This window comes from Acinetobacter soli (genome assembly GCF_018139125.1).
Lineage (GTDB): Bacteria > Pseudomonadota > Gammaproteobacteria > Pseudomonadales > Moraxellaceae > Acinetobacter > Acinetobacter soli.
The window spans coordinates 1,251,586-1,276,650 of sequence record NZ_CP073241.1; the positions used below are offsets into that span (position 1 = coordinate 1,251,586).

Consider the following 25,065-nt stretch of genomic DNA (forward strand, 5'->3'; position numbering starts at 1 on the left):
TTTGTTCGCTTTATATTTTAAATATTTCGAATGCCCGCAATACCATATGCGCCGTGCTTCTTCGCCAGATCGAGCATAGAACGGTGCATACCACCCAAAGCAAAAACCGGCAGATGACTGCGCTGTGCCAGATGCTCAAAGCGCTCCCAGCCTAGTGGGGCTTGATCTGGATGAGTTTGGGTGGCTTGTACCGGGCTGATCAAAATCGCATCACAACCAATTTTGTGTGCCTGCTGAATCGACACCAGATCATGACAGGCAGCGATATAACGTCGCCCACAAATCAAATCGCCTTTACTGAGCTGTATCAGTTGAGATTGTTTTAAATGAATGCTTCCAATCTTATTTTGTTGCTCTGGATCAAGTTGTAAATAATGCTCTAGATTGACGATGTACGACGCATAGTGATGTGAATCTAACTCGAACTGAAGTGAAACACCCTCACTTGAATTAGTCTGTTCTGGGCGCCAGTAAATTAGCTCCTCTTTTTTGGGCACAATTTCAGTACTTGAAATCTTGATGATATTGGGCCACGACAGACGCGCTAAGATTGAGTAATTTGCGGCGGGAAAGTTTAATTGCTGCAATTCTTCACGGTGATACCATGACCATGGCTGCTGGATCAAATCTAGCAATGTATCTGGTACATAAGCAGAAAATAAATGCAAGACCACCACGACATCATCATACTCGTGTTGAATCACATCAAAGCAATGCCAGTCTGATAATCCGACCCCAACTTCTTCAAAAACCTCTCTGCGACAAGCATCGACAGGCTGTTCATGTGTCTCGACTTTACCGCCTGGAAATTCATGTTTATTTCCCTGATGCTGACTGGCTTGTCGCCACCCAACCAATACTTTATTTTTGTGCAGCAAGATTCCAATAGCAACGTCTACGACGGGTTTAAACATAGTTCTCTCGAGATCAATTTATTACGTGAAGTGTAAGGAAATTTTATTTTTTATAAAATGCTAAAATTTTAATTGACAGGCCTATTCGATAATGATTATCATTTAAATCGTTAAATAAACATACCACGGAGCAACAACAATGAACGCACCTTTTAACCTGTTTACACGTAACAATGAAGCCCAATCATTACCTATGCTACATTCAAACAATCTGTTCGCCCTCGGTCGCGAAATTCGAATTATGCATGCCGGAGAAGAATATCGCCTGCGTCTGACACGTAATAATCGTTTAATCTTAACTAAATAAACCGAGAGTTTGAGTTAAAAAATAATAACAATCGTGGTGAGAATAAATTAAACCGTATGCAAATATTCATACGGTTTTTTCTTATGATGCATTGGGTAAAATCAATTTCACAATCAATCCACCTTGAGCTGAGAGTGAAAAATCCACCCGTCCCTGATGAAGTTCTATAATTTTTTTGGTAATTGATAGACCTAAACCTGTACCGGGTTGCTTTGTGCCGAGTGCCCGAAAAAATCGCTGACCCAATTGTGTCAGTAAGGCCGCATCAAGTGTATTGCCCTCATCTTGTATTTTGATGATCAAATGATCCTGCTCATTGAGCAATTCAACATCAATCTGCCCACTGACTGGCGTATAGCGAATTGCATTATCCAATACATTACGCACACAGGTATAAATGAGCTCATAGTTGCCGTAAACATGAGTACGTTGTGCATACTGATGCACGGTATATCGAATCGCTTTCGCTTGAGCAAAATTCTCAAGTTGTGTATACACATCCTCCATCAACACGGTCATATCAAGCTGAGTTTTAGGTAATTCTTCGGCTTGTGATGGATCTAGACGAGCAAGTAACAGGAGATTTTCCAAAATGCGCGTGCTGCGCTGAACATCATGTTGGATGATTTTTAAATCCTCATTCAACTCATTCATATCTGCAAATTTACGCTGCATCACCTGTACACGCATTTGTATCGCCGATAGAGGCGAGCGCAGCTCATGTGAAGCATCTGCGGTAAAGCGCTGTTCAGCACTCAATGCACGCTCAAGACGAATCAATAACGAGTTGAGCGAATCTATAACAGGCTGTAATTCGGTAATGCTGTGCGGCTCTTGCTGAATCGGTTCAAGGTTTTCTGTCGAACGCTGTGCAATTGAACGAGACAGATCACTTAAACTCGATAACTGTTTTTTAATGGTCCATTTCAGTAAGATCCATTGAATCATCCATAAGATCACCAGCCCTAAGGCATACCAAAATATACTTTGAAAAATTTCTGAAAAGCGAGCGCTTAATGGCTGAATCACCACCACGTTTAGCTCTGCTTCTAACTTGCTCGCATGTAAACTACGCCAGAGCTGACCCTTATAAAAAAAATAATCAAAATCAGAAGCATAAAGGTTGATTGGTTGTATATCTTCATGCTGATCGGAATGCACCAATTCTCGGCCTTTCCAGTAGAGACTGTATTGCAAATCAAATTCTTCTGTGAGCTCGTTTAAATCTCTTGCTGAGGGAATATTCAGATCTGAAGCCAGAAGCAGATCAGATACTTCATCCATGATTTCATCTTGAATATTCATGGTGTGTACCACCGTAATGGCGATCAGCAACACGAAAGCAATTAGCCCCGCAATGATACTGCTGATCAGCGTGCCACGTATCAGGCGAGTTTGCAGTGACGATGATTTTGGCATGGATTTATTCACTCATTCGATATCCTAAACCGCGAATGGTTTTGATATATCCCGATCCGATTTTTTTTCGTAGCTGGTAAATAAATACTTCAATGGCATTACTTTCAATCTCATCGCCCCACGCATATAGGGTATTTTCAAGTTGTTCGCGCGTCACCACTCGCTCAGGATTTTGCATCATACGATGCAGCACCTTAAATTCTTTTGCAGTTAAATCAATCAAATGCCCTGAAATTTTCACCCATTTGGCCTGTGTATTCAGCTCAATCTCTTTCCAGTATAAGGTATCTGTTAATTGTTTTTGACTGGCACGCAAATGACTACGAATGCGGGCAGACAATTCTTCTAGACTAAACGGCTTCACCAAGTAATCGTTTGCCCCCAAATCCAAGCCATCGACACGATCTTGAATACTGTCACATGCGGTAATCAGAATAACCGGCGTTTGAGATTGATGCTTACGAAGAGTATTTAAGACCTGATCACCTGTTGCTTTGGGCAGGCCACGATCTAATAAAATGCAATCGTATTCATGCTGTTCAATCGCAGCGATCGCATAATCGCCACGTTCAACCCAATCTACTGTATAGCCATCGAGTTCTAACCATGACTTTATACTTTCTGCTTGCGATACATCATCTTCTGCAATCAAAATTCTCATTTTAATCGTGCTCTAAAAACCGTGGGGAATCATCAAAACAATAAAAAACCGTATATCCCACAAAGGATATACGGTTTATACGCTACAAGATTGATTGTGCACACAATAGTTTAGAATTGTATTTGATCGACATCAATTTCAACACGCTTGGTAGGCTTGTAATCAATATCGACTTCACCTATCAATGTGAGTTGTGTTGTTGGTGAAACCGGGCGTCCTTGCCAAAGTTCATCGTCGATATCGACGGTGATATAACCCGTTCTGTCGCGAAATTGATATTTTTCATCGCCCAGTGACTTCACCACCTGCCCTTGTAGTTTAACCGGCGTGTTATCTTTGTAGTTCAGAGCATCTTTTACACTGGCGATGGTCGTTGGTGCCAAAGCACTCTGGTTGACGGGCTGTGCATAACTAAAGCCTGCAATGGATAGGCCTGAAGCTAAAACTAATGTGGCAAAACGTTTCATTTTCATCTCTCTGATCTGCTCATTTGATAATGGTAGTAAATCAAAATTACATGAGGCGAATCTTAAGATGCATCATTTGCAATATTTAGCTGAGCGGAACCACACGTAATACTTCTTCAAGACTGGTCACGCCTTGCAATACTTTTTTCGCACCCGCAATTCGAAGTGGCTCAAATCCTTGCTGTTTGAGCTGTGCCTTTAATTCGCCCAGATCATCTGTATGACTCAACCACTGCTTGAGCGTCAGATCAATCGGCATCAACTCATAGATCCCGATACGACCTTTATATCCCGTTTGGCGACAATGCTCGCAGCCAACGGGTTGAAACATTTCAACGGGCGTATCAATCTCGTAGCCTTCCGTAAGATATTGCCATTGCTGCAAGTTCACCGAGGTGGACACTTTACAATGCGGACACAGCTGTCGAACCAAACGCTGTGCCAGCACCCCCAGCAGCGTAGCCGCAGTCAAAAAAGGCTGTACACCCAAATCGTGTAGTCGAGTCAGGCTAGAAGGCGCATCGTTAGTATGTAAGGTCGACAGTACCAGATGTCCAGTCAGTGCCGCCTGTATTGCCATATTGGCGGTATCCTGATCGCGAATTTCTCCCACCATAATAATGTCTGGATCTTGACGCATCAGTGCCCGTACACCTTCGGCAAAGTCTAAGTCGATGGCATGATTCACCTGCATCTGGTTAAAACTCGATTCCAGCATCTCAATAGGATCTTCAATGGTACATACATTGACCTGTTCGGTTGCCAGCTTTTTAAGCGATGAATAAAGCGTTGTGGTTTTACCCGAACCAGTCGGCCCTGTCACCAAGATAATACCGTGTGTATTTTGACTCAAGGCTTGCCATTCGCTGAGAAGCTGATCGGGAAAACCCAGTTTTTCAAAACTTCGAACCAGCACATCTGGATCAAAAATTCGCATCACCAGTTTTTCACCAAATGCTGTTGGCATGGTTGAAAGACGTAGTTCGGTTTCCTGCCCTTTGGGTGTTCGGGTTTTCAAACGTCCATCTTGGGGTTTACGTTTTTCAGCCACGTTTAAACGACCCAGAATTTTAATCCGAGCAATCACTGCTGAAAGCGTATTTGCAGGCATATGATAAATCGTGTGGAGTACGCCATCGATTCGAAAGCGTACATTGCCTTTTTCTTTTCTTGGCTCTAAATGAATATCACTGGCACCTTGTTCAAATGCAAACTGTAAAATCCAGTCGACCAGTTTGACGATGTGCTGATCGTTGGCATCTGGATTTTGCGTATCGCCAATTTGAAGCAACGCCTCAACGCCCTTGTTCTCACGCTCATAACTCTTACTGTTTTTTGAGGAATGAACCGCTCGGCTCACCTGATAATATTCGGGTAAATAACGTTGTAACTGATCGGGTGAAATGATCACACGCTCTATTTTCTTGGGTGCCAGACTGCGCTCTAAATTTGCAAGCCAGTCGGTTTGAAAAGGCTGATCGGTTCCGATCACTACGCGATCAGCATGTACTTCAACCGCTAAAATTTGATTACGCTCGGCAAACTCTTGCGACATGACCGCAGTCAGTGCATTTACATCTGCTTTGAGTGGATCAATTAAATAAAATGCCAATCCTGATTTTTCTGCCAACCAGCGACTTAGACACAGTAAGTCTATGTTCTGAGTAGGATGTTGTTGATCTTTTAAACCAAAGTGAGCAATCCACTGTAACGGATGCCATTTCATCTGTTGTTTATTGCGCTGGGTTGTTTGTACCAGCAACTTGTCTCGCTCACTGATTCGGTGTGCTTTTAATAATTCTTCTAAGCACCAAACCGTATCAATTTCAAAGTTATAAGTCATTATTTTCCCTCTAGCGCTACTTTTAATATATCAGAGTTGACTGTTCAACACGCGAATAATCCAAAAACTCACGCGATTTGGTTGATCATTTGTATAGAGGATAGGCATAGAGTAAAAATTGCTTTAAAGTCTTACTTAAGGCATTAAAAAAATATCATTTAAAAGTACGGGTGACTAGATGGCGTTTAGCGCATTTAAAAACTTTCAGGAAGCCGGACAAGCAGTTTTGCATTATTTGCATCAAAAGTTTGGTTTTGATCTCTGGATGATCACTCGCGTTGAAGGTAATGACTGGATTGTATTGCAATCTGAAGATCACGGCTATGATGTAAAACCCGGTCGGGTTTTTAACTGGGCAGATTCGTTTTGCTCCCACATGGTGTTGGGAAAAGCGCCACGCATCGCGCCGCGCTCGGAAGAAATTCCGCTTTATGCGTCAGCCCCGATTGCACAGCAAGTCAACATTAAAGCTTATATTGGGCAACCTTTAGTCAACGAAGATGGTAGCCTTTTTGGTACCTTATGCGCGATTGACCCACAGCCTAAATCCGACAAAATTATTGAAGATGGTGGGCTGGTTGAATTGTTCGGCAACCTACTGAGTCATATCTTACAGCGTGAAATTCGTGAAAATGAACATATTCGCCAGCATGAACGTCTGCAAACCGAAGCGATTATGGACAGTATGACCCATGTTTATAATCGTCGTGGCTGGGAGCAGTTTATTGCTGCTGAAGAAGAACGCTGCCGTTTATATGGCCATACAGCAGCTGTATTCATGATTGATCTCAATGATCTCAAAAAAATAAATGATCTTGAGGGCCATGATTGTGGTGATCAATACATTCAACACGCTGCTCAGGTTTTAAAGCGCACGTTACGCAAACAGGATCTTGTCGCACGTCTTGGTGGCGATGAATTTGGCATTTTAACGCTCAATCTTGACCTTCAAGATTTGGAACAGCTTCAACGCCGGTTACTTCAACATTTTTTAGATGCCAAAATCAGTGCCGCGGTTGGCTATGCAATCCGTCATCCTGCCAAGGGACTGGTCATGGCATGCAAAGATGCCGATCTGGCCATGTATGTACACAAACGTGAATGCAAGCAGTCCTTAAAGTTCTCAATTTAAAGAATCCAGTCCGATAATTTCAATCGTCGATTCATTCACTGTAAAGCTCACATCAAGTCCGGCAAATTTCATTTTATATATACGTGAAGGATCATCTTGATATGCTGGACGCGGATCAAGTGATAATACTTGTTCCAGTTCGGCTGCATGTTGCTCATTCATCAATTGCAGCGCTGTGAGTTGCTGTTTTTGTTGTTGTGCATCGTCTTGCCAAATCACGATTTTTCGCGGAGGTTGATCTTGTGCATAGCCACTGGTGGCATCCAAAATGGCATCGGAATACTGAATGTAAGGCTTAATATCAATAATCGGGGTGCCATGCAACAGGTCACTCCCCGTGACATACAGTCGAAGCGTTTTACCTTGTCGTTTAAGTGCTTTAAATTTCACGACGGATAAGCCAACTGGTGATGGGCGATACATGCTGCGGGTCGCAAATACGCCTATTTTCTTGTTACCGCCCAATCGAGGAGGACGCACCTGTGCCCGAAACTTCTCTGGCTCATTTGAGTGTTTGTTGTCGTGAAATTGCCACAACAGCCATAAATGACTAAATGACTCGATTCCTTCAAATGCCAGCTCATCATCATAAGGCGCATGAAGTTCTATATAGGATTCGACCTCAACCAGATTCGGCTGCCGCGGAATGCCAAATTTTTCCATATAAGGCGAATGCATGGTACCTATGATCGGGAGTGTTAACGACATCATCATCACTTTTTCTTATAAACACAATTAAATATATTCAGTTTATCGAGAATGATTTTAGATTAGAATAGCATACTGTTTTCTTTTGATCGTAATTGAGACCTTTAATGGCTGCTTTTAACGTTGAACGCATTACCCATGTTCACCACTGGAATGACACTCTGTTTAGTTTTAAAACCACGCGCGATGTTGCCTTACGTTTTAAAAATGGTCAGTTCGTAATGATCGGGCTTGAGGTCAATGGCAAACCATTAATGCGTGCCTACTCAATTGCCAGCGCCAATTATGAAGAAGAACTTGAGTTCTTTTCAATTAAAGTACAAGACGGCCCACTTACTTCGATCTTGCAAAAAGTACAGGTTGGTGACGAAATTCTGATTTCTAGAAAACCAACAGGTACTTTGGTTCATGACGATTTAAATCCGGGTAAAAACTTGTATCTGTTGTCGTCTGGTACAGGTTTGGCACCATTTTTATCATTGATTCGTGATCCAGAAACTTATGAAAAGTTTGAAAAAGTGATTTTGGTTCATGGTACACGCTGGATCAGTGAACTGGCTTATCAAGACTTAATTTTGAACGAACTGCCAAACAATGAATGGTTTGAAGAGCTCGATATCAAAAATAAATTGATTTACTACCCAACCGTTACTCGTGAGCCATTTGAAAATGAAGGCCGTGTAACGACTGCAATCGAAACAGGCGCTATTTTTGAAAAAATTGGCTTACCCCCATTTAACCCAGAAACAGACCGTGCAATGCTTTGCGGTAGTCCACACTTCCTAACTGATGTGGCTGCATTACTCGACAAAGCTGGCCTAAAAGAATCGCCACGTATGGGTGTTTTAGGCGACTACGTGATTGAACGTGCCTTTGTTGAAAAGTAATTCTGAATCGCATAAAAAACCGAGGTCACATCCTCGGTTTTTTTATGCCTTATGTATTGCCCAAAGTGCTACCAAAAACAAAACTCGATACTGATAATCCACCCATAAAAGTAGATTCATGATAATTACGAGCACCGTTTTCGTTTTCTGCCGCCCCCACAGCCACCATTAACGGCAATAAATGCTCCTCCCGTGGATGTGCAATACGCGCAGCGGGTGCCTGCTGCCAATCGATCAGTCGCTGCTGACGTTCGCCTCCCTGACATTCCACTACGCTTTCATACAACCACTGATCAAACATTTTTGAAGGTTCAGCGGCTTGAGTATTAAACATTCTCAGGTTGTGATAGCTCAACCCACTGCCGACAATCAGAATATTTTGATCACGTAAGGGCGCCAATGCCCGACCTAAATCGAGATGCTCCTGCGGATTCAAGCCTTTTTTGAGTGATAACTGAACCACAGGAATATCTGCCGCAGGGTTAATCACCTGCATCGGAGAAAACATACCATGATCGTATCCACGTCTCTCATCTGTCTTTACTGCAATAGCGTTTTGTTCAAGCAATTGCGTCACTTGATGGGCAAGCTCAGGAGATCCGGCAGACGGATAATGAATCTGGTACGTGTGGGCAGGAAAGCCACCATAGTCATAAATCATTTCAGGTTGAGTCGCTGTTTGGACAGTAAAGACCTGCTCTTCCCAGTGTGCAGAAACCATCAAAATTGCCTGTGGTCTTTGAGGCAACGTTTTGAGTAAGCCAGAAAGTGATTGTGCCAGTTTTGCATAGGTTGTTGCAAAAACTTCAGGCATCCATGGCCATGGCCCACCACCGTGAGAAATAAAAAAAACAGGTTGTCGGGTACTGGCATTTAACATATTTCCCTCTTTCTTTGCTTGATACTTAGAATGATGGTATTGATTCAATTACGACACGACAAGCGTAAAACTAGAACATATTGAAGTGAATTTAGAACGATATAATCTGAGCTAACCCTATGAGAAAAGGCTAAATAAAAAAAGGAACTGAATCGTTAGCCTATTCAGTTCCTATAAACTCAAAATTTGTTTCAGGCACCTTCTACGTCTGGATGCCTTGAATCATTGTTGATTAACCGTTGCGAATAATATAATCAAAGGCAGACAATGCGGCTTTAGCCCCTTCACCTGTTGCAATAATGATCTGCTTGTACGGTACCGTGGTACAGTCACCCGCAGCAAACACACCCTTCACATTGGTTTCGTTACGCTCATCAATAATGATCTCACCGCGTGCATTTAAATCCACTGTGCCTTTTAAGAAATCGGTGTTCGGCAACAATCCGATCTGTACAAAAATACCAGACAGCTCAAGCGTATGCTCGGTATCAGTGCCACGGTCTTTATATTTCAGACCCGTCACCTGACTACCGTCTCCCACCACTTCAGTGGATAAGGCATGCGTGATCACGGTGGCATTGCTCAAACTGTTCAGCTTGTCTTGCAAGACCTGATCGGCACGAAGTTTGGTATCAAACTCAATCAGCGTCACATGCTCAACAATTCCAGCCAGATCAATCGCAGCTTCAACACCCGAGTTACCGCCACCAATCACCGCTACTTTCTTGCCTTTAAACAGCGGACCATCGCAGTGTGGGCAGTATGCAACACCACGAGTGGCATATTCATCCTCACCCGGAACATTCATCTTTCTCCAGCGTGCACCAGTAGAAAGAATGACGGTTTTCGATTCAACTGTAGCGCCATTTTCAAGTTCAAGATGTACCAGACCATTTGTGGTTTGGTCTGCACCGGTGATTTTGCTCACACGCTGCAAGTTCATGATATCGACATCGTATTCACGAATATGTGCTTCCATATCGGTGGCAAACTTCGGCCCCAAGGTTTTTTGTACCGAGGTAAAGTTTTCAATGTCCATGGTGTCCATGACCTGACCGCCAAAGCGCTCTGCGATCATACCGGTACGAATGCCTTTACGTGCGGCATAAATGGCCGAGGTTCCACCCGCAGGGCCAGCACCGACCACCAGCACATCAAAGGCAGCTTTGGCATTGATGGCCGCAGCGTCTTTTTCAGCCGAATTATTGTCGAGTTTAGCTACAATCTCTTCAAGCGTCATACGGCCCTGACCAATATGCTGACCGTTTTGGAACACCATCGGCACAGCCATGATCTTGCGTTCTTCAACCTCATCCTGGAAAAAGGCACCGTCAATCATGGTGGCTGTTGTATTCGGGTTATAAATGGCAATCAGGTTGAGGGCCTGTACCACATCTGGACAGTTATGGCAGCTTAACGATACAAATACATCAAAATGATCACTCACCTGCAAGCCTTTAATCTGCTCTAAAAGCTCAGGCGCAACTTTAGGGGCATAGCCTGATACCTGTAGCAACGCCAGAATCAACGAGGTGAACTCATGGCCCATTGGCAAACCAGCAAAAAACACACGTGGCTGTTCACCTGTTTTGGCAATACCAAAGCTTGGACGGCGTGGATTCTGGCCATCAAAGCGAGCGGTCACGCGATCAGAGAGTTCTGCGATTTCAGTCACCAGTTCTTTGATCTTTGCGGATTTATCCGAATCATCGAGCGCAACAACCAGTTCGATTGGGCTTTCTAAGCGTTCTAAGTAAGTTTTAAGTTGAGTCTTGATATTTTGGTCTAACATGCCTAACAGCTCCAAAGGAGTAAATAATTTAACTTGTTGAGAAGAATAAGATAAATGCATTGATAGGTGAAACGGTATGTTTTTATCAATACAATCGGTTTTTTGAATAAATACTAAAATCGAGCTTCAATCCGCCGAATACGAGCTTTGAGGTTTACATTTAAACCATAAAGTATTGCCCCAGCCAAAAACGCCACAAAGCTTAATCCCCAGCTCAATCGCTGAGTGACCTCACTGATACGTGCTGCTTGACGTGCTTGCGCATCGATACTTTGCGCCATCGGTGTGATGCTTTTTCCGTAAACTTGATGCTGAATGGTCCACAATTGCTCGCGTTTGAGGCCGTATTCAAAAAAATGTGGATCCGTGCGTTCGGCACGAATCAGACTACTGGTGTAGGATACAGCAGCATCCTTGTCTATGGGACGATGTAACAGCGCAGTTTGCGCGAGTAAATAATCTTTGACGGGTTGAGGTGAATGGACTTGTAGTAAATATTGAAAAATCGGACTGGTCTGAATGCGCTGATCATATTGAACCAACTCAGCATACGCTTGCGCTTCATCATTTTGCTGATGATATTGGAGAAAGGTTAAGCCAGACCAAATCAAAATCCACCCAATGAGCCATGCCACAAAGCGTAAAATCAAAGATTTAAATCGGACTTTAAAAAAACGGAATTTTTTAAGTAACCGTACAAAAATAAAAGCACCAAAAAAACTCACCGTAAGTTTGAGTATCAACCACCCCAACCATGACAATAAGGTCATTAAATAATCGGGTTGCTCATCGACAAACAATTGCTCCTCAAACCCTGCTGGAATATGAAGCTGCTTGATTTGTGTACTCAAATCAAAAAAGCCATAAATTACAGGCTGAAGTGTAAATGAAAACAATACCGCAAGTGCACATACACTGAGTGCAGCAATCCCGAATATACTCAAGCCACGCTGTCGTTTTTTTAAAGTGACAAGTCGAGTTTGGATATCGTCGGGGTGAATGGGGTAATGTTTGACCGATGGCAATGTTTTCTCCCAAAGCGTATTTCAATCAAGTTTCTGTTTTGGTGCGACTTGAATCAATTACCAGTTGCTGCAAATTATCTTGTAATGCACGTAAACGAACGGTAGCTTCATCGCGCTTTTGCATGCCCTCTTTTTGAATCTGAATCACATCATTGACCGTTTTAATCAGCGTATTTTGAACGTGCTCAAGTGTTTCAATATCAATAACAGACCGTTGATTGGCCTTCGCGGTGTCAATTGAATTTTGATGTAGTAATTCTGCATTACGTCGTAAAAGTTCATTAGTGGCATCATCAATATGTTTGGCAAGCTGCACACTGTTTTGTTGCTCTTGCAAGGAAATTGCCAAGCTAATCTGATTTTTCCAAGCGGGTAATGTAATGTTTTTTATGGCATAAAATTTATCCACTAGCATTAAGTTATTCGATTGAATAATCCGGATCATAGGCAATGTCTGCATGGCGGATTGCTGCAATACTTGTAAATCACTCACACGCTTTTCAAGATTATTGGATAAATGATTTAAATCGTAAATGGCCTGAGTATGCTGCTGAGCATTGGAATCTTCGGTTAATTGCTGAATTTGTGCTTGTAATTGTTGCTGCTTGATTTTTCCTGCTGCAACCAAAACACCGAGTTGTTTGTGTTCATCTTGTACAGCTGTAAACATTTTATCGAGGGTATTGACTCGAGTTTTTAAGCCGATTTGCGTGGTCTCGATCTCTTTAACCAAGCCATCAATCTGCTCTTTGGTATTGACAAAGTTTTGATCAAAGCTTTGTTTTGCGCCCTTCATACGATTTAGAAGTCCGCCAATCAGTGGAATGGTCGAGGTTTTAGGTTTATTTAAAATACTTGAAGTGTTGAGCTGTTTGGCCACGTGTACCACTTCGTTCAATTTCTTACCCGTTTCATCGAGATCCTTACTACGCACCAAGTGTAAAAGCTCGTCCGTATATGCAGAGGTTACGCTGGCAATGTCTTTACCATATTCGGCTACAGTAGCGTGATTTAAATCTGCAAGCTCACGATGAGCATCCTGCACATGAATAAAATCCTCTGGCTGTAAACCTAGCGCTTTTAAATCCAATCGATCAAATTCATGCTGCGTGAGAGCAGTGTCGGATTTCATCACATTCGGCTGTTGGTCTGACTCGAACTGCGTCATGGTTCTACCCTCTTTTCTAATGATTGTCTTAAAATAGTTAATAAACTTTCGCGGCTATGATCAAGTTTTTGCAATTCAAGTGCCGAGCTGTTTTGCATACTTTGTTTCAAATGATATTGCCAAGCTGGAATCAGTACTTGCTGAGCTTCTTTAAAACGATCAAGCAAACCAAACGAGAGCTGTTGGGTTAAAAACATTTGCGTGATGGCAAGATCATTACTGGCTTGTAGTGTTTGCAAACTATTGATTTTTTTAGATAGCCGCTCTGAAAAGTGATCGAGTGGATGCTGATGGCGGATAAAAGCAGGATACTCACCCAAAAATTCTTGTGCAGCCACGATATAAAGTGCCATTTGTTCGCGCAGACCAAGTAACTGTTGAATTCGTGATTGTGATTTTTGAATTTCGACTGCAAGCTGCTGACTCAATCGATCCGCCTGCTCGATTAATGCATCTAATCCATGCAAATAATTGAGTTGTGTCTGATCATGCTCGATGTCTACGCCAAACCATTTTTGTAAACGATTAAAAGATTTTTTCTTAATGACCTTGTCAGATTTAGATAATTTATCAATCAAATGAGAAATCACACGACTTAAATCATGCGTAAGTTCAGGCGAAATTTGGTTCAGCAATACAGCCTGAGCTTGAATCAGCTGATCGGCATAGTGATTTAATCGGTACGGATCATCGAGTAGTGGCACAAGATCCATACGTTTGATCGCCAAGACCTGTTTTGGGTCTGTATCAATCTGATCAAGCGGAATTAATGCATTCAACTGAGCCATAACCATGAATTGAACTGATGAATACCATCATAGGATGATTTTAAGTAAACACCTAGATGATAAACTTAGCAAGATGATGGATTTATGTTAAACATTTTTTACACACCCTAAAAACCGATATAAAAAAACCTCCCAGATGGGAGGTCTTTTTTTCAGTATGACTTAGTACGCATAAACTGGGAACTTCGCACACACTGCTTCAACTTTTGCTTTTACTTCAGCAATCACGTTTTCGTCGCCTTTGCTATCAAGTACATCAGCAATCCAACCCGCCAATTCACGCGTTTCAGACTCACCAAAACCACGCGTAGTTACCGCCGGAGTACCAATACGGATACCAGAAGTCACAAATGGTGAACGTGGATCGTTTGGTACAGCGTTTTTGTTAACGGTGATGTTGGCAGCGCCTAACCATGCATCAGCTTCTTTACCAGTGATGTCTTGTTTGATAAGTGACAACAAGAACAAGTGGTTGTTTGTACCACCCGATACGATGTCGTAACCGCGCGCGATTAACACATCTGCCATAGCTTGCGCGTTTTTTACGACTTGTTGTTGATACGTTTTAAATTCAGGCGTCATTGCTTCTTTAAAACAGATTGCTTTTGCAGCAATAGCGTGTACAAGCGGACCGCCTTGATTGCCTGGGAACACAGCAGACTGAAGTTTCTTCTCGATTTCTTCATTTGCTTTCGCCAAGATCAAGCCAGAACGTGGGCCACGAAGTGTTTTGTGAGTCGTTGTTGTAGTAACGTCCGCAATTTGAACTGGGTTTGGATACACACCAGCTGCAACCAAACCAGCGATGTGTGCCATATCAACAAATAGATATGCACCCACTTGATCCGCGATATCACGGAAACGCTGCCAGTCGACAATACGGCTATAAGCAGAGAAACCAGCAACGATCATACGTGGCTTGTGCTCAAGTGCCAAACGCTCAACTTCGTCGTAATCGATTTCACCAGTTTCTGGATTTAAACCGTACTGTACAGCATTGTAAGTTTTACCAGAGAAGTTAACTTTTGCACCGTGAGTCAAGTGACCACCATGTGCAAGGCTCATACCCAAAACCGTATCACCTGCATTTAAAAGTGCAAGATATACCGCAGCATTTGCTTGTGAACCAGCATGCGGTTGAACGTTTGCATAGTCAGCACCAAAAAGCGCTTTTGCACGGTCAATTGCAAGTTGTTCGATTACATCTACATATTCGCAGCCGCCGTAATAGCGTTTGCCCGGATAACCTTCTGCATATTTATTGGTAAGCTTTGATCCTTGCGCTTCCATCACCGCAGGAGAGCAATAGTTTTCAGATGCAATTAACTCAATATGCGCTTCCTGGCGCGCATCTTCAGCTTCAATTGCTTTGGCCAATTCTGGATCAAATTCAGAAAGAGAAATGTTGGCAAACATTAGCGAGGGTCCTATGTAGTAGGGCTTTTAAGCCGTGCTAAGATTGGACGCTATTGTATCATGAAGTTTGAGTTTAAGCAGGGCGAAGTTGCTCAGTTATGCATAAAAATGGCTCATCCTGCGCGGATCAGCCATTTTGCCATAAAAAGATTAACTTACTGGGTAAACAAAGTATTTACGTCGGTGACAATATTGGAGATATTCAAGCTATACGCACTGCCGTGTGTCCAAGTCGGATTGGTAATAAAGTTGATATTCGTACCGGCTAATTTTGCTTCCGTAACAAGCTTGTTGGTTGCAATAAATGGCACCGTAGTATCGGCCTGCCCCTGATAAATCTTAATAGGCGTTGAAACTTTAACTGTTAGTGGTTGCCCATCTGTACTGGTAAAATTTTTCACTACAGATAAATTGAGAAAGCCATCCTGAGTACGACCATAGCCAGTTAAGCTATTGTTGTTCTGATTAGCATACGCTGTCAACCCTACCGCAAATGATTGCGCCAAGGCTGGTGCACAGACACTTTCTGCTTGAGCGGCAATTTTATCTGAAGGGCTTTTAAAAATTTGACTATATTGCAAGGACGGATTTGGATTGCGCAGTCCGGCAGTAATTAAGGCTGTGTAAGTATCTAAATTGGTATATGTTGGAATTTGGACAGCTACAGGCTGGTTTGCAGCTGAAAGCTCCCCGGCGTTTAAAATAAGATCCAGATTTGATGCTGGTGCTACAGCGATTGTACCTTTATAGGTCAGCTTTGCACGCGACGCATATTGTGCTGCCCCGAGCGCGGCCTGTCCACCTTGCGAGTGCCCCACTGCGACCCATCTTGTGGCAGCTTTTGCTCCCAAATAGCTTTTTGCTGCTACAACCGCATCGGTAATTGAATACGCTTCACTTTTTACATTTAAGAAAGGATGAATTTCTTTACCATTCGGCTCTCCCAATCCTTCATAATCTGGTGCTACAACAACATAACCCTGCGCCAGCAACTGAGTGATCATGGTTTTTACATTTTCATCCATGACATTACGACTTGGCGCACAAATATCAGCCACACCTGTCGTTCCATGTGCCCAAGCCACAATTGGCCAACCTGCACTTGGTGGTGTACCTTTTGGTGTGAAAACCAGTGATGTTGCCAATACTTCTTGCCCACTTATTCCGAGCATTTTGTAAGTCATGACCACACTTTCACCAGCAACCTGATCCATACCAGATTGAGTATACGCTGTAGGTATTCCTACAACAGGATTCTGAATATTATTTTCAGGCACATTACTTGATGAGCTTGATGAATCGGAGTCACTACTATCATTACAGGCGCTTAGAAAAATACAGGCACTGAGTGTGGTTAAAACCATGAGATGTTTTTTCATTGTTGCTTTGTCCTTTAAGCTTCTTTGCTGATTGTATTTATTTTCTGTTTAAACATAGCGGAAAAGTGAGCGGTTCACAAGCATCGCTTGCAGGTTGATCAAACCACCTTTTAAAGGCTTTGCCTGATTACAAGAGAATGATAAATTGACAAATCACCTGTCAGCTTACTGAGCAATATGAACGCCATTATTTTAGATACCGAAACACATCAGTTAAATGGTAATCCAATTGAAATTGCTTATGCGCCTGTAGAAATCTTTGAAGGTAAATTAACGCTCGACAAGAGTGAGCTATTTGATCAACTTTACAGTGTAGATGAACCGATTTCATATGCTTCAATGGCCGTTCATCATATTCTAGAATCTGATCTGGAGCATCAACCACATTTCACGACCTTTTCGCTACCTAAGCAAACACAATACATTATTGGACATAATGTCGATTACGATATCAAAGCAATTGCGAGATGTGGTGTCGATACCTCACAGATTAAGGCAATTTGCACATTGGCACTTGCGCGTAAAGTGTGGCCACAAGCTGAGGCACACAATATCTCTGCGTTGATTTATCTAATCTCAAAAGGCAGTACAAAAGCACGAGAAATGCTTAAAGGTGCCCATCGTGCCGATGCAGACATTATTCTGACAGCCAATATACTGATGCATATCGTACATCATTTAAATATTTCAAATATCGACGCCCTTTATGTCGCCTCGGAAGAAGCACGGATTCCTGAACAAATTAACTTTGGTAAACATCGTGGCACTGCTATCAAGGATTTACCACACGATTACGTGCAATGGCTACTACGTCAGGATGAGCTCGATCCTTATCTTAAAAAAGCCTTGGAAACGAAGGCCATTTCATAAGTGAAATCCTGCCAGATTTTATAAAAAACAAGTTATATATTTAAGGTCGATTACTGATAAATGATAGACCTTATAACTATATAAGTTTTAAAAACTCGATCTTGAGTTTGATTTAGATGCGATTGGTCTAAGTATATCTATGCTATTTTTGCATAAATGTACTGAAGCCACTCAACAATTTTAATTTTAGTATAATTTTAAGGTTTTGTTTTTTATGATTTTTATTTTAAAAAATAAAACCAAGCTATTACATGACGACTGGCACGTCTAAAAAATAATCGAACTACGACTAAAGACGAAGAAACATTTAATGAAATTCTTAGTATGATGCTATGAATTTTCAAAATATGCATATTTATAATTCTTATGGATATGCAAGATTTAGCCCTTTAGCCCATCTCGATGGGCTCTTTTTATTTGTACGCCAATAAAGATCAATTGCTTACAATTGATGATTTAATAAACATAAGAAAAACTTCTGTGTATGAGTCACTTTACCCCAGGCCTTTTTTTGCCTATGATGTGCTTCGCATGCGCTCGTAGCTCAGTTGGATAGAGTACAGGTTTCCGAAGCCTGGGGTCGTGGGTTCGATCCCCGCCGAGCGCACCAATATTCCTTTATTTATATAGGTTTCAGCATACTTTGGCGTAAATCTGGCGTAATAGAATAAAAACTGCTTAAGTTCGACTCGATTCGGAACAATTCAAATCTTCTTATTAAAAGCAACTTAATTACCATATAACTTGCATATACAACCCACGTATAACAATTAATTTTGGTTAAGTATGATTAACAACAGTTTTTTTTGTTCAAGTCCGACCATAGGAGTTGAACTCATTTTAAAAAATTCTAAGCTAGCCTCCTTCTATTTTAGTTTACTATAAAGATCAATATAAAAATTATGATAGAAACGCGTTCTCTTTCTCTTTATTTTAGGGCTTACAACTGAGCTATATGCAACCGAAGTTTCTTCTATTTCTTCCTCAATAAATCCTAGAACTTCTAGATCTTTGAAATCACTCACTAAAAGATTTTCAAATTCCCAATATTTGTTGTAATCAGTATCATCTTTTGGTAATCCTTCACAAGGTATGGATTGTCCACGAAGCGTTTCAGGATATTGCAGGTCATTATTAATTACTTCAAAAATATGAGCATCAATTTTTTTTATTAAATTTATATACTTATTAAATTGACTTTTATCAGCCTTACCCTGTAAATAGTTCTGAAAGTTAATGGCTAACAAATTAGCTTGCTTTTCTATATAGGTACTTTCTAAAATTTTAAATAATTCAATTCCTAGTCGATTGTTATCTTTATTTTTACTAAAAAAATCTTTCACTTCGTCTTCATCTAAATCGATTGTCTCAAGAAATGTTTTAATTTGCATTAGATACAGTGCATCATTACATTGACTTACATGATCTTTAATTTCATAAAAGGAATTTTTTACAGCTGAACCTAGCCCTAAAGTTACTGAGTCCACCACAGCCAATCCACAATTTTTAGCTATTACTTCCAATAAATTCATTTTAACTTTTCTCCAAAAAACAAATTATATTAATATCTTACTTAAAATTTTCAGAAGACTTTTTTATTAAAAACTTCATACATAATTATATAAAACCTTTACTCTAAAATTGTCATACTAAAACTAAATAATAAGGAAATAATAATGTGCGCAAACTACGAACCTATAAAAAGATCGTAAGCTATACAGCTTGGATTGTTTGAACCGACTTTCGATTACAAAGCGGATATTTATCCTGGTTACGACTGCCCTCTTATTTTTAGTACGGGCGATGCCATTGAATGGCGTGAAGTGAAATTTGGTCTTGTGCCGAAATGGGCCAAAGATTTGAAAATCTGCCGCAACACGTACAACGCCCGAACAGAGACTGTTCATGAGAAGCCAAGCTTTAAAAACGCATGGGCAAAAAGTCAGTTTGCTTTGATTCCAGTACAAACCATTTTTGAACCACGCTATACAGATGGTGGTAAGGCTGAACGATGGGGAATTTATCGCAAAGATTATCAACCTTTCACTGTCGCGGCCATTTACGAAAATGCTTTGATCGATGGAAAGCAAGTGCGATCAATGTCTATGCTTACGATTAATGCGGATCATCACCCGTTTATGAAGCAATTTCATAAGCCTACTGATGAAAAGCGATCAATTATCGTCATTCCAGATGAATACCGTAAGGATTGGTTGAACTGTAAAAACGACGAAGCGCAAAATTTCTTTTTTGATATGCCTATCGATGAATTTGATGCAATGCCTAAATCTGATATGAAGAATTTCCAACCGCATATCCTTTTAGTGAAAAAAAATTAATCCTCACGAATGTGCCTAGTGCGTATGATCTTATTATTACTCTAGCTCTTTAATTTTAAATTTCATTGTTTAACCACAGTTCGAGTTAGTGTGGCATTCTAAAGTTACATTTTTTTGATTGATGCAAATTAAGAACACTGTGTTATATATTTGAGCTGTTATTTTCTCAAGAAAATACTATGATCAATCCTTAATTTGATTGGACTTTTCATATGGAATCCCAAAAAAAATATTATACAAGGACAGCTCAATGGCTTCATTGGATTATGGCCCTTATTTTTATCTCTGCATGGATCATCGGTTTTTATAGTGGTAACTTTTTGAGTTGGGAAACTGAAGGAGATTTAAGAGGAAATATGATTGATTTGCATAAAAATATTGCAACAACTCTTATTTTCTTAATTGTTATACGTATTTGCTGGCGATTCACTCACCCAACACCAAAACTTCCAGATACAATGTCATTTGCAATGAAACGTTTTGCTCATTTTGCACATTTAGCTTTATATTTAATGCTTATTGCCTTACCTATTACGGGTTGTTTATATAGTTGGACAGCAGGACATCCGGCGCCAGTTCTATATCTTTTTGAAATTCCGCGTCTAGTTCAACCGAATCCTGAATTGAGTGAGTTTGCACATACTATTCATGTTTACGTTTCTTGGTTTGCGAGTTTACTTATTGTAGGTCACATATTAGCAGCACTTAAACATCACTTCATTGACAAAGATGATGTGTTGAGAAGTATGACAAGTCAGCCAAGTGACTAAAATATTATTTTTAGACTCTTAAGTTTGAAAGTTCTTTTGAAATTATGAAATTATGAAATTATGAAATTATGAAATTATGAAATTATGAAATTATGAAATTATGAAATTATGAAATTATGAAATTATGAAATTATGAAATTATGAAATTATGACTTCGGAAAAATTGGACTTTTTTGTGTGCAGATATAGTAGATTTGATCTTATTATCGCTCAACGGCAACACTTTTTTAGTCATAATGTCCTTTGCGGTAAAAATAACAGTAAAAGAAAATCTTAGACTAAATTATATTACTTATATCAAAAGATTACTTTATCTTTCTTGTGCGCCCCGAGCGCACCAATATTTCTTTAATTATATAGCTTACAACCTACTTTGGCGCAAATCTGGCGTAACATTATAAAATAGTAAAGGTTCGAATTCACTTTCAGCGTTCCAAATTTTCAAAACAGAATTCATCTTTTTAATTCAACTTATACGGCTATAGAGTCAGATTAGTTCAATCATTTGTTCTGTGAAGTTGGACCATGCAAAAATGCTACATCAAAAAAGTCGATTTACGCTTGCACACCCGACACTCACCAATCAAAGTATCTGAACTATTCAGATAGCTTTTTCCGCTCCCCTAATTCTGATTGAAAAATAAAAGCATCTGTAATAATTTTGGTTTTTTCTAAATTTTCTTCAGATTCTTTGATTGGGTTAGATTCAGGAACAGATTGGGCGATGGGAAAAACCCCAAAATCTTTTTGTACTTGTGCAAAATCTGGGGTTCTCTTGTATCGAATCACTCGGAAACCTGCTTCAGCAACTAATGCATCTCTGTCTGCGTCTTTATCTTCTTTTCCGATATGTGATGAATCATCCAACTCAACAATTGCAACTATATTGAGTGATTTATCTAACACTACAAAATCTGCAGCTTTACGATTGAATAAATTACGTGTTGGAAATCCTTTAGCAGTCATAAAAGCACTGAAAGCAACTTGCGCTAGAATGATGTGCTCTGGAAGTGCTTCTCTTAATCTAAAAAAAGTTGGTTGCTCATTCATCGTTAAGATGCGTTTGCCCTTAATGGGATTTCTTTGTTTACTTGCTTTTTTATCTCCTTTTAATGTTGCAAGAACAAATACAACCACCCCAATCAGAACGATTAATACCAATAATGTAGACATCTTACACCTCTTTTTTTAATTATAAGTTAAAGTTTAGTATGGAAAGATCAATGAAGATTTAAAAATTAAATTAGAATGTATTTATACAAACCTTTTGATTTAGTGATTAAGATCGTATCAGAACATATGTAGCTATGTATAGTGTTTTTAACATTGTGAATAAGATTAAAAAGTTACTTAAATAACTATGTTTAAAAAAAATTTCTATTACTATATAAATTCCAAAAAAATCAAAATATCTATCACTAATCAAGCAACTAGTAAACTATAATTTTTTAAATTCAAATTCTAGTTAAAATTATGGCTACACAAAATATTTTATAAATAAAATTATTGAAATAAATAAAAAAAAACATAAAACATAAAACATAAAACATAAAACATAAAACATAAAACATAAAACATAAAACATAAAACATAAAACATAAAACATAAAACATAAAACATAAAACATAAAACATAAAACATAAAACATAAAACATAAAACATAAAACATAAAACATAAAACATAAAACATAAAGACCATAATCTAAATTCTATTTTCATTCCTTATTTATATAGATTAATTTAATTTCTATATATCTGATTTTCTTTAATATAAGTATCAAACTTACTCCACCCGACTAAATATATTTTCATGACGACCATTGTACTTATGCAAATTAAAAGCATCATTAAAACATCAAGCGTCTGACTCAAGTAAAACAATATACCATAATAAAATAAATGACAAAGCAATGATGAAACAATAGTCTTAAAATAGAAGAAAGTTAGTAAACCAAAGATAATGGCACTGACGGTAATATTGACATATTTATGAATACCAATTCGGTAAAATATTACAATTAAAATAGAAACAATCATCATATACACAAATGATATAAAGATATTTTTAACAATCTGCATTTTGATGACCTTTTCGAATGAAAATAAAAATTTCCTCCTCCTTAGGAAGGTGTGTGCTAAGGAGGAGGAAACACGCTATACATTATCTAACTCGTAAGTCCCCTAATCTTATTCTTTTATTCTTTATAAAATTATTATAAAGGTGTTTAAGTTATTACTCATTTTTCTATGGAAAAAATGAACAAGATAATGTACGAACTGAGTATAGATAACTTACGCAAACTTAAAATAATCCATAGCTTACATGATTGTGAGAAATAGCTTACATTTGTCTATTTTTTATACAACATCAATTTTTAAAAATAACTTATATTTCAATAAATTCAAAATCTTATGTATACCATTTGGTAAATTTCTCACTATATAATTACAAAAACATATAAAACCACATGTAATTAGAAACATTTTATTTTATATTTTTTTACTTATAAAACAGTGATTTAATTTATAATATACATGAATCGGGAAATTCTTTATGAAAGAAGTGGTTTTATCGATTAAAACTATGTATTGTGTGCGGCTTATCACATAAAGACCAATTCACACCTTACATTTCTTGTCTTACCACACGTGGGCGAAGTACCAGTGCCATTACCCACTAAAAACCTTATTGTTAGCTTTGGAAAATGTCATGGAAATGGTTAGAATCTTGTACGCAAGTAAAGCAAGTCATCTACACCCAGAATTAAAGCAAGATCTGATTGATATTTTAGACACTGCTGTTGATTTTAATTCTAGAAATGAAATAACAGGTGTACTATATTACGGATATGGTTACTTTGTGCAGTGCCTAGAAGGTGAACAATCGAAAATCGATACGCTTTTTTATCAACATATTCTTAAAGATTCCCGACATCAAAATTGTGAAATTCTATATCGTGAATCGATGCAACAGCGTCTTTTTAAACATTGGAGCATGAAGTTTGCACCTGTAAATAAACGTTTAGCTGATTTTTTCCAACAGACCCATCTAGATGAATTTAACCCTTATCTTTTGTCTGACTCAACAATACCGTCATTCATCCAGCTTTTAAGTGAAGAACCGCACACGTTGGCAAACCAGTATCATCATCCTAAAATTTGATTTCGATTTATTCTCAATAGCAGGACGTAGTTAATGAAAATAAGACTGTGCTACTCCAGCATACGACCAGTGGATGCTGGCGATTTGATTGAAGATCTGAATGATATTTTAAGTAAGGCTCGTGATTTCAATGCAAAGCACCAAATTTATGGTGTACTGTATTATGCCAATAATGCATTTTTCCAGTGCCTTGAAGGTGAAGAGGAAATCTTAAACGATCTTATGCAACGCATAATGCAAGACCCTCGTCACCATGAAATTGATGTGTTTGAAGCCATTGAAATTAAAAGAATTTATTTTAAAAAATGGTCGATGAAATATGTTCAAAAAAGCTCTAAAATTGACCTTTTTTTCCAACAGCTCAATGCAGATGGTTTTCATCCCTCCATGTTGAATGAGGATGTTCTACCCCAATTTGTGAATGAGTTACTGCAAGAAGAGCAAACTAAGCTGCGCCGCAAGGTGGGGCTTCATCAGCGAGGAATTAACCCTTACCTGTAAAAAGCCCATCTCTACGGCGCTTATACAATTAACAGATCAATGGCTTATAATCGCATAGATTTCGATTCACCCAGATTGTCTTGCTCTCCCGTAACTGAAGCTTTGGCAAGCTTAAATAACGTCACAAGTTTTCCATCCCCTTCCCAATATTGCGCACCATGACATGTGACTTGAATCAGTTGAATATCAGGATCGTGTAAACCCTCTTTAAAGAAGATTTGATAAGCAGGCGACCAGAGTTCTTCGAGCAACTGTGGATCATTAATACACTGCGCCTTACCGCTGATGGATACAAAAGAATCACTACCCGAATAAGCAAGGTTAACTTCTGGCTGTGATGTAATACTTTGAACTAATTCGGAGTGTTTGGCTCCGATGAAAAATACATTACCGTCAAATGTTTTATTTTGTCTGGTCATAGGCGCACTATGTAAGTGTCCGTCATGATTGGTAAAAGTAACCATCACGATTCGACTATGCTGGATCAGTTTTTCAATTTTTTCGTAATCGTTTAAAGTGTTATCCATGATATTTTCTTCAATGTAAAAATATCAATATGGCCTATTTATTCAGATATTTAAATTTCATCCTGTTCATGGTGTGTTGTATTTCGATACACAATCGTCAGTTCATGTT

24 protein-coding genes and 1 tRNA gene are annotated in these 25,065 nt (G+C 39.4%); 9 read left to right on the forward strand and 16 right to left on the reverse strand.

Going from position 1 to position 25,065, the window contains the following annotated elements:
* Positions 1 to 17: 17 nt before the first annotated feature.
* Positions 18 to 914 carry a thiamine phosphate synthase gene (locus tag KCV09_RS05695; protein WP_212515668.1) on the reverse strand — a complete coding sequence of 299 codons (897 nt, stop codon included), beginning with the start codon at positions 912 to 914 and terminating at the stop codon, positions 18 to 20.
* 139 nt (positions 915 to 1,053) lie between these two features.
* On the opposite strand from KCV09_RS05695, the gene hemP reads away from it, so the two are divergent.
* Positions 1,054 to 1,221 carry a hemin uptake protein HemP gene (gene hemP, locus KCV09_RS05700; protein ID WP_004938433.1) on the forward strand — a complete coding sequence of 56 codons (168 nt, stop codon included), beginning with the start codon at positions 1,054 to 1,056 and terminating at the stop codon, positions 1,219 to 1,221.
* Positions 1,222 to 1,302: 81 nt separating this feature from the next.
* Here the strand turns inward: hemP and KCV09_RS05705 are convergent, their stop codons facing one another.
* The 4 genes from KCV09_RS05705 to KCV09_RS05720 form a co-directional block, all read right to left on the reverse strand.
* Complete coding sequence (locus KCV09_RS05705; protein WP_212515669.1) at positions 1,303 to 2,640, reverse strand: ATP-binding protein; 1,338 nt, start codon at positions 2,638 to 2,640, stop codon at positions 1,303 to 1,305.
* Positions 2,641 to 2,644: 4 nt separating this feature from the next.
* Positions 2,645 to 3,301 (reverse strand): response regulator transcription factor, encoded by a 657-nt coding sequence (locus KCV09_RS05710; RefSeq protein WP_212515670.1) that lies wholly within the window; start codon positions 3,299 to 3,301, stop codon positions 2,645 to 2,647.
* 110 nt (positions 3,302 to 3,411) lie between these two features.
* Positions 3,412 to 3,768, reverse strand: a complete 357-nt coding sequence (locus KCV09_RS05715) for a NirD/YgiW/YdeI family stress tolerance protein (RefSeq protein ID WP_055415298.1) — start codon at positions 3,766 to 3,768, stop codon at positions 3,412 to 3,414.
* A gap of 85 nt (positions 3,769 to 3,853) precedes the next feature.
* Positions 3,854 to 5,611 carry a GspE/PulE family protein gene (locus KCV09_RS05720; RefSeq protein WP_212515671.1) on the reverse strand — a complete coding sequence of 586 codons (1,758 nt, stop codon included), beginning with the start codon at positions 5,609 to 5,611 and terminating at the stop codon, positions 3,854 to 3,856.
* A gap of 178 nt (positions 5,612 to 5,789) precedes the next feature.
* Between KCV09_RS05720 and KCV09_RS05725 the strand changes: the two genes are divergently transcribed.
* On the forward strand, positions 5,790 to 6,743 hold the full coding sequence (locus KCV09_RS05725) for a sensor domain-containing diguanylate cyclase (RefSeq protein WP_055415254.1): 954 nt from the start codon (positions 5,790 to 5,792) through the stop codon (positions 6,741 to 6,743).
* On the opposite strand, the gene tsaA is transcribed toward KCV09_RS05725, so the two are convergent.
* Complete coding sequence (gene tsaA, locus KCV09_RS05730; protein ID WP_212515756.1) at positions 6,735 to 7,454, reverse strand: tRNA (N6-threonylcarbamoyladenosine(37)-N6)-methyltransferase TrmO; 720 nt, start codon at positions 7,452 to 7,454, stop codon at positions 6,735 to 6,737. The genes KCV09_RS05725 and tsaA overlap by 9 nt on opposite strands.
* A gap of 104 nt (positions 7,455 to 7,558) precedes the next feature.
* On the opposite strand from tsaA, the gene KCV09_RS05735 reads away from it, so the two are divergent.
* Positions 7,559 to 8,338: a ferredoxin--NADP reductase gene (locus KCV09_RS05735; protein ID WP_004938452.1), complete on the forward strand. Its 780-nt coding sequence runs from the start codon at positions 7,559 to 7,561 to the stop codon at positions 8,336 to 8,338.
* A 49-nt stretch (positions 8,339 to 8,387) separates the two neighbouring features.
* On the opposite strand, the gene KCV09_RS05740 is transcribed toward KCV09_RS05735, so the two are convergent.
* The 7 genes from KCV09_RS05740 to KCV09_RS05770 form a co-directional block, all read right to left on the reverse strand.
* A complete protein-coding gene (locus tag KCV09_RS05740; protein ID WP_151976522.1) occupies positions 8,388 to 9,218 on the reverse strand; it encodes a DODA-type extradiol aromatic ring-opening family dioxygenase in 831 nt (276 codons plus the stop codon).
* A gap of 232 nt (positions 9,219 to 9,450) precedes the next feature.
* Entirely contained in the window at positions 9,451 to 11,010 is a 1,560-nt protein-coding gene (ahpF, locus tag KCV09_RS05745) for an alkyl hydroperoxide reductase subunit F (protein ID WP_212515672.1), read from the reverse strand.
* Positions 11,011 to 11,123: 113 nt separating this feature from the next.
* Positions 11,124 to 12,035: a hypothetical protein gene (locus KCV09_RS05750; RefSeq protein WP_212515673.1), complete on the reverse strand. Its 912-nt coding sequence runs from the start codon at positions 12,033 to 12,035 to the stop codon at positions 11,124 to 11,126.
* 25 nt (positions 12,036 to 12,060) lie between these two features.
* Positions 12,061 to 13,167, reverse strand: a complete 1,107-nt coding sequence (locus tag KCV09_RS05755; protein ID WP_171497748.1) for a toxic anion resistance protein — start codon at positions 13,165 to 13,167, stop codon at positions 12,061 to 12,063.
* Between the two features lie 32 nt (positions 13,168 to 13,199).
* Complete coding sequence (locus KCV09_RS05760) at positions 13,200 to 13,991, reverse strand: tellurium resistance protein (protein WP_149931313.1); 792 nt, start codon at positions 13,989 to 13,991, stop codon at positions 13,200 to 13,202.
* A gap of 162 nt (positions 13,992 to 14,153) precedes the next feature.
* Positions 14,154 to 15,407 carry a serine hydroxymethyltransferase gene (gene glyA / locus KCV09_RS05765; RefSeq protein ID WP_212515674.1) on the reverse strand — a complete coding sequence of 418 codons (1,254 nt, stop codon included), beginning with the start codon at positions 15,405 to 15,407 and terminating at the stop codon, positions 14,154 to 14,156.
* 155 nt (positions 15,408 to 15,562) lie between these two features.
* On the reverse strand, positions 15,563 to 16,786 hold the full coding sequence (locus tag KCV09_RS05770) for an alpha/beta hydrolase (protein ID WP_212515675.1): 1,224 nt from the start codon (positions 16,784 to 16,786) through the stop codon (positions 15,563 to 15,565).
* Between the two features lie 177 nt (positions 16,787 to 16,963).
* Between KCV09_RS05770 and KCV09_RS05775 the strand changes: the two genes are divergently transcribed.
* Positions 16,964 to 17,656 carry an exonuclease domain-containing protein gene (locus KCV09_RS05775; protein WP_004947909.1) on the forward strand — a complete coding sequence of 231 codons (693 nt, stop codon included), beginning with the start codon at positions 16,964 to 16,966 and terminating at the stop codon, positions 17,654 to 17,656.
* A 533-nt stretch (positions 17,657 to 18,189) separates the two neighbouring features.
* Positions 18,190 to 18,266 (forward strand) — tRNA-Arg (locus KCV09_RS05780).
* A gap of 256 nt (positions 18,267 to 18,522) precedes the next feature.
* On the opposite strand, the gene KCV09_RS05785 is transcribed toward KCV09_RS05780, so the two are convergent.
* Positions 18,523 to 19,188, reverse strand: a complete 666-nt coding sequence (locus tag KCV09_RS05785) for a hypothetical protein (RefSeq protein ID WP_212515676.1) — start codon at positions 19,186 to 19,188, stop codon at positions 18,523 to 18,525.
* Between the two features lie 183 nt (positions 19,189 to 19,371).
* On the opposite strand from KCV09_RS05785, the gene KCV09_RS05790 reads away from it, so the two are divergent.
* A complete protein-coding gene (locus KCV09_RS05790; protein ID WP_228301587.1) occupies positions 19,372 to 19,995 on the forward strand; it encodes an SOS response-associated peptidase in 624 nt (207 codons plus the stop codon).
* Positions 19,996 to 20,207: 212 nt separating this feature from the next.
* Positions 20,208 to 20,765, forward strand: a complete 558-nt coding sequence (locus tag KCV09_RS05795) for a cytochrome b (RefSeq protein ID WP_151815919.1) — start codon at positions 20,208 to 20,210, stop codon at positions 20,763 to 20,765.
* 597 nt (positions 20,766 to 21,362) lie between these two features.
* On the opposite strand, the gene KCV09_RS05800 is transcribed toward KCV09_RS05795, so the two are convergent.
* Positions 21,363 to 21,938, reverse strand: coding sequence for a DUF2726 domain-containing protein (locus KCV09_RS05800; protein ID WP_004947950.1), 576 nt, complete (start codon positions 21,936 to 21,938; stop codon positions 21,363 to 21,365).
* A 1,537-nt stretch (positions 21,939 to 23,475) separates the two neighbouring features.
* Between KCV09_RS05800 and KCV09_RS05805 the strand changes: the two genes are divergently transcribed.
* Together KCV09_RS05805 and KCV09_RS05810 are read left to right on the forward strand one after the other, a co-directional pair.
* Positions 23,476 to 23,928: a BLUF domain-containing protein gene (locus KCV09_RS05805; protein WP_076032269.1), complete on the forward strand. Its 453-nt coding sequence runs from the start codon at positions 23,476 to 23,478 to the stop codon at positions 23,926 to 23,928.
* Positions 23,929 to 23,961: 33 nt separating this feature from the next.
* Positions 23,962 to 24,429, forward strand: coding sequence for a BLUF domain-containing protein (locus tag KCV09_RS05810; protein WP_212515677.1), 468 nt, complete (start codon positions 23,962 to 23,964; stop codon positions 24,427 to 24,429).
* 44 nt (positions 24,430 to 24,473) lie between these two features.
* Here the strand turns inward: KCV09_RS05810 and KCV09_RS05815 are convergent, their stop codons facing one another.
* Entirely contained in the window at positions 24,474 to 24,956 is a 483-nt protein-coding gene (locus tag KCV09_RS05815; RefSeq protein ID WP_004947957.1) for a pyridoxamine 5'-phosphate oxidase family protein, read from the reverse strand.
* Positions 24,957 to 25,065 lie beyond the last annotated feature (109 nt).

What these genes read in the sequence shown, in the direction of transcription:
- KCV09_RS05695 (WP_212515668.1), bottom strand. Translation starts at nt 914, where the DNA reads ATGTTTAAACCCGTCGTAGACGTTGCTATTGGAATCTTGCTGCACAAA.
- hemP (WP_004938433.1), top strand. Translation starts at nt 1,054, where the DNA reads ATGAACGCACCTTTTAACCTGTTTACACGTAACAATGAAGCCCAATCA.
- KCV09_RS05705 (WP_212515669.1), bottom strand. Translation starts at nt 2,640, where the DNA reads ATGCCAAAATCATCGTCACTGCAAACTCGCCTGATACGTGGCACGCTG.
- KCV09_RS05710 (WP_212515670.1), bottom strand. Translation starts at nt 3,301, where the DNA reads ATGAGAATTTTGATTGCAGAAGATGATGTATCGCAAGCAGAAAGTATA.
- KCV09_RS05715 (WP_055415298.1), bottom strand. Translation starts at nt 3,768, where the DNA reads ATGAAACGTTTTGCCACATTAGTTTTAGCTTCAGGCCTATCCATTGCA.
- KCV09_RS05720 (WP_212515671.1), bottom strand. Translation starts at nt 5,611, where the DNA reads ATGACTTATAACTTTGAAATTGATACGGTTTGGTGCTTAGAAGAATTA.
- KCV09_RS05725 (WP_055415254.1), top strand. Translation starts at nt 5,790, where the DNA reads ATGGCGTTTAGCGCATTTAAAAACTTTCAGGAAGCCGGACAAGCAGTT.
- tsaA (WP_212515756.1), bottom strand. Translation starts at nt 7,454, where the DNA reads ATGATGTCGTTAACACTCCCGATCATAGGTACCATGCATTCGCCTTAT.
- KCV09_RS05735 (WP_004938452.1), top strand. Translation starts at nt 7,559, where the DNA reads ATGGCTGCTTTTAACGTTGAACGCATTACCCATGTTCACCACTGGAAT.
- KCV09_RS05740 (WP_151976522.1), bottom strand. Translation starts at nt 9,218, where the DNA reads ATGTTAAATGCCAGTACCCGACAACCTGTTTTTTTTATTTCTCACGGT.
- ahpF (WP_212515672.1), bottom strand. Translation starts at nt 11,010, where the DNA reads ATGTTAGACCAAAATATCAAGACTCAACTTAAAACTTACTTAGAACGC.
- KCV09_RS05755 (WP_171497748.1), bottom strand. Translation starts at nt 13,167, where the DNA reads ATGAAATCCGACACTGCTCTCACGCAGCATGAATTTGATCGATTGGAT.
- KCV09_RS05760 (WP_149931313.1), bottom strand. Translation starts at nt 13,991, where the DNA reads ATGGCTCAGTTGAATGCATTAATTCCGCTTGATCAGATTGATACAGAC.
- glyA (WP_212515674.1), bottom strand. Translation starts at nt 15,407, where the DNA reads ATGTTTGCCAACATTTCTCTTTCTGAATTTGATCCAGAATTGGCCAAA.
- KCV09_RS05770 (WP_212515675.1), bottom strand. Translation starts at nt 16,786, where the DNA reads ATGAAAAAACATCTCATGGTTTTAACCACACTCAGTGCCTGTATTTTT.
- KCV09_RS05775 (WP_004947909.1), top strand. Translation starts at nt 16,964, where the DNA reads ATGAACGCCATTATTTTAGATACCGAAACACATCAGTTAAATGGTAAT.
- KCV09_RS05785 (WP_212515676.1), bottom strand. Translation starts at nt 19,188, where the DNA reads ATGAATTTATTGGAAGTAATAGCTAAAAATTGTGGATTGGCTGTGGTG.
- KCV09_RS05795 (WP_151815919.1), top strand. Translation starts at nt 20,208, where the DNA reads ATGGAATCCCAAAAAAAATATTATACAAGGACAGCTCAATGGCTTCAT.
- KCV09_RS05800 (WP_004947950.1), bottom strand. Translation starts at nt 21,938, where the DNA reads ATGTCTACATTATTGGTATTAATCGTTCTGATTGGGGTGGTTGTATTT.
- KCV09_RS05805 (WP_076032269.1), top strand. Translation starts at nt 23,476, where the DNA reads ATGGAAATGGTTAGAATCTTGTACGCAAGTAAAGCAAGTCATCTACAC.
- KCV09_RS05810 (WP_212515677.1), top strand. Translation starts at nt 23,962, where the DNA reads ATGAAAATAAGACTGTGCTACTCCAGCATACGACCAGTGGATGCTGGC.
- KCV09_RS05815 (WP_004947957.1), bottom strand. Translation starts at nt 24,956, where the DNA reads ATGGATAACACTTTAAACGATTACGAAAAAATTGAAAAACTGATCCAG.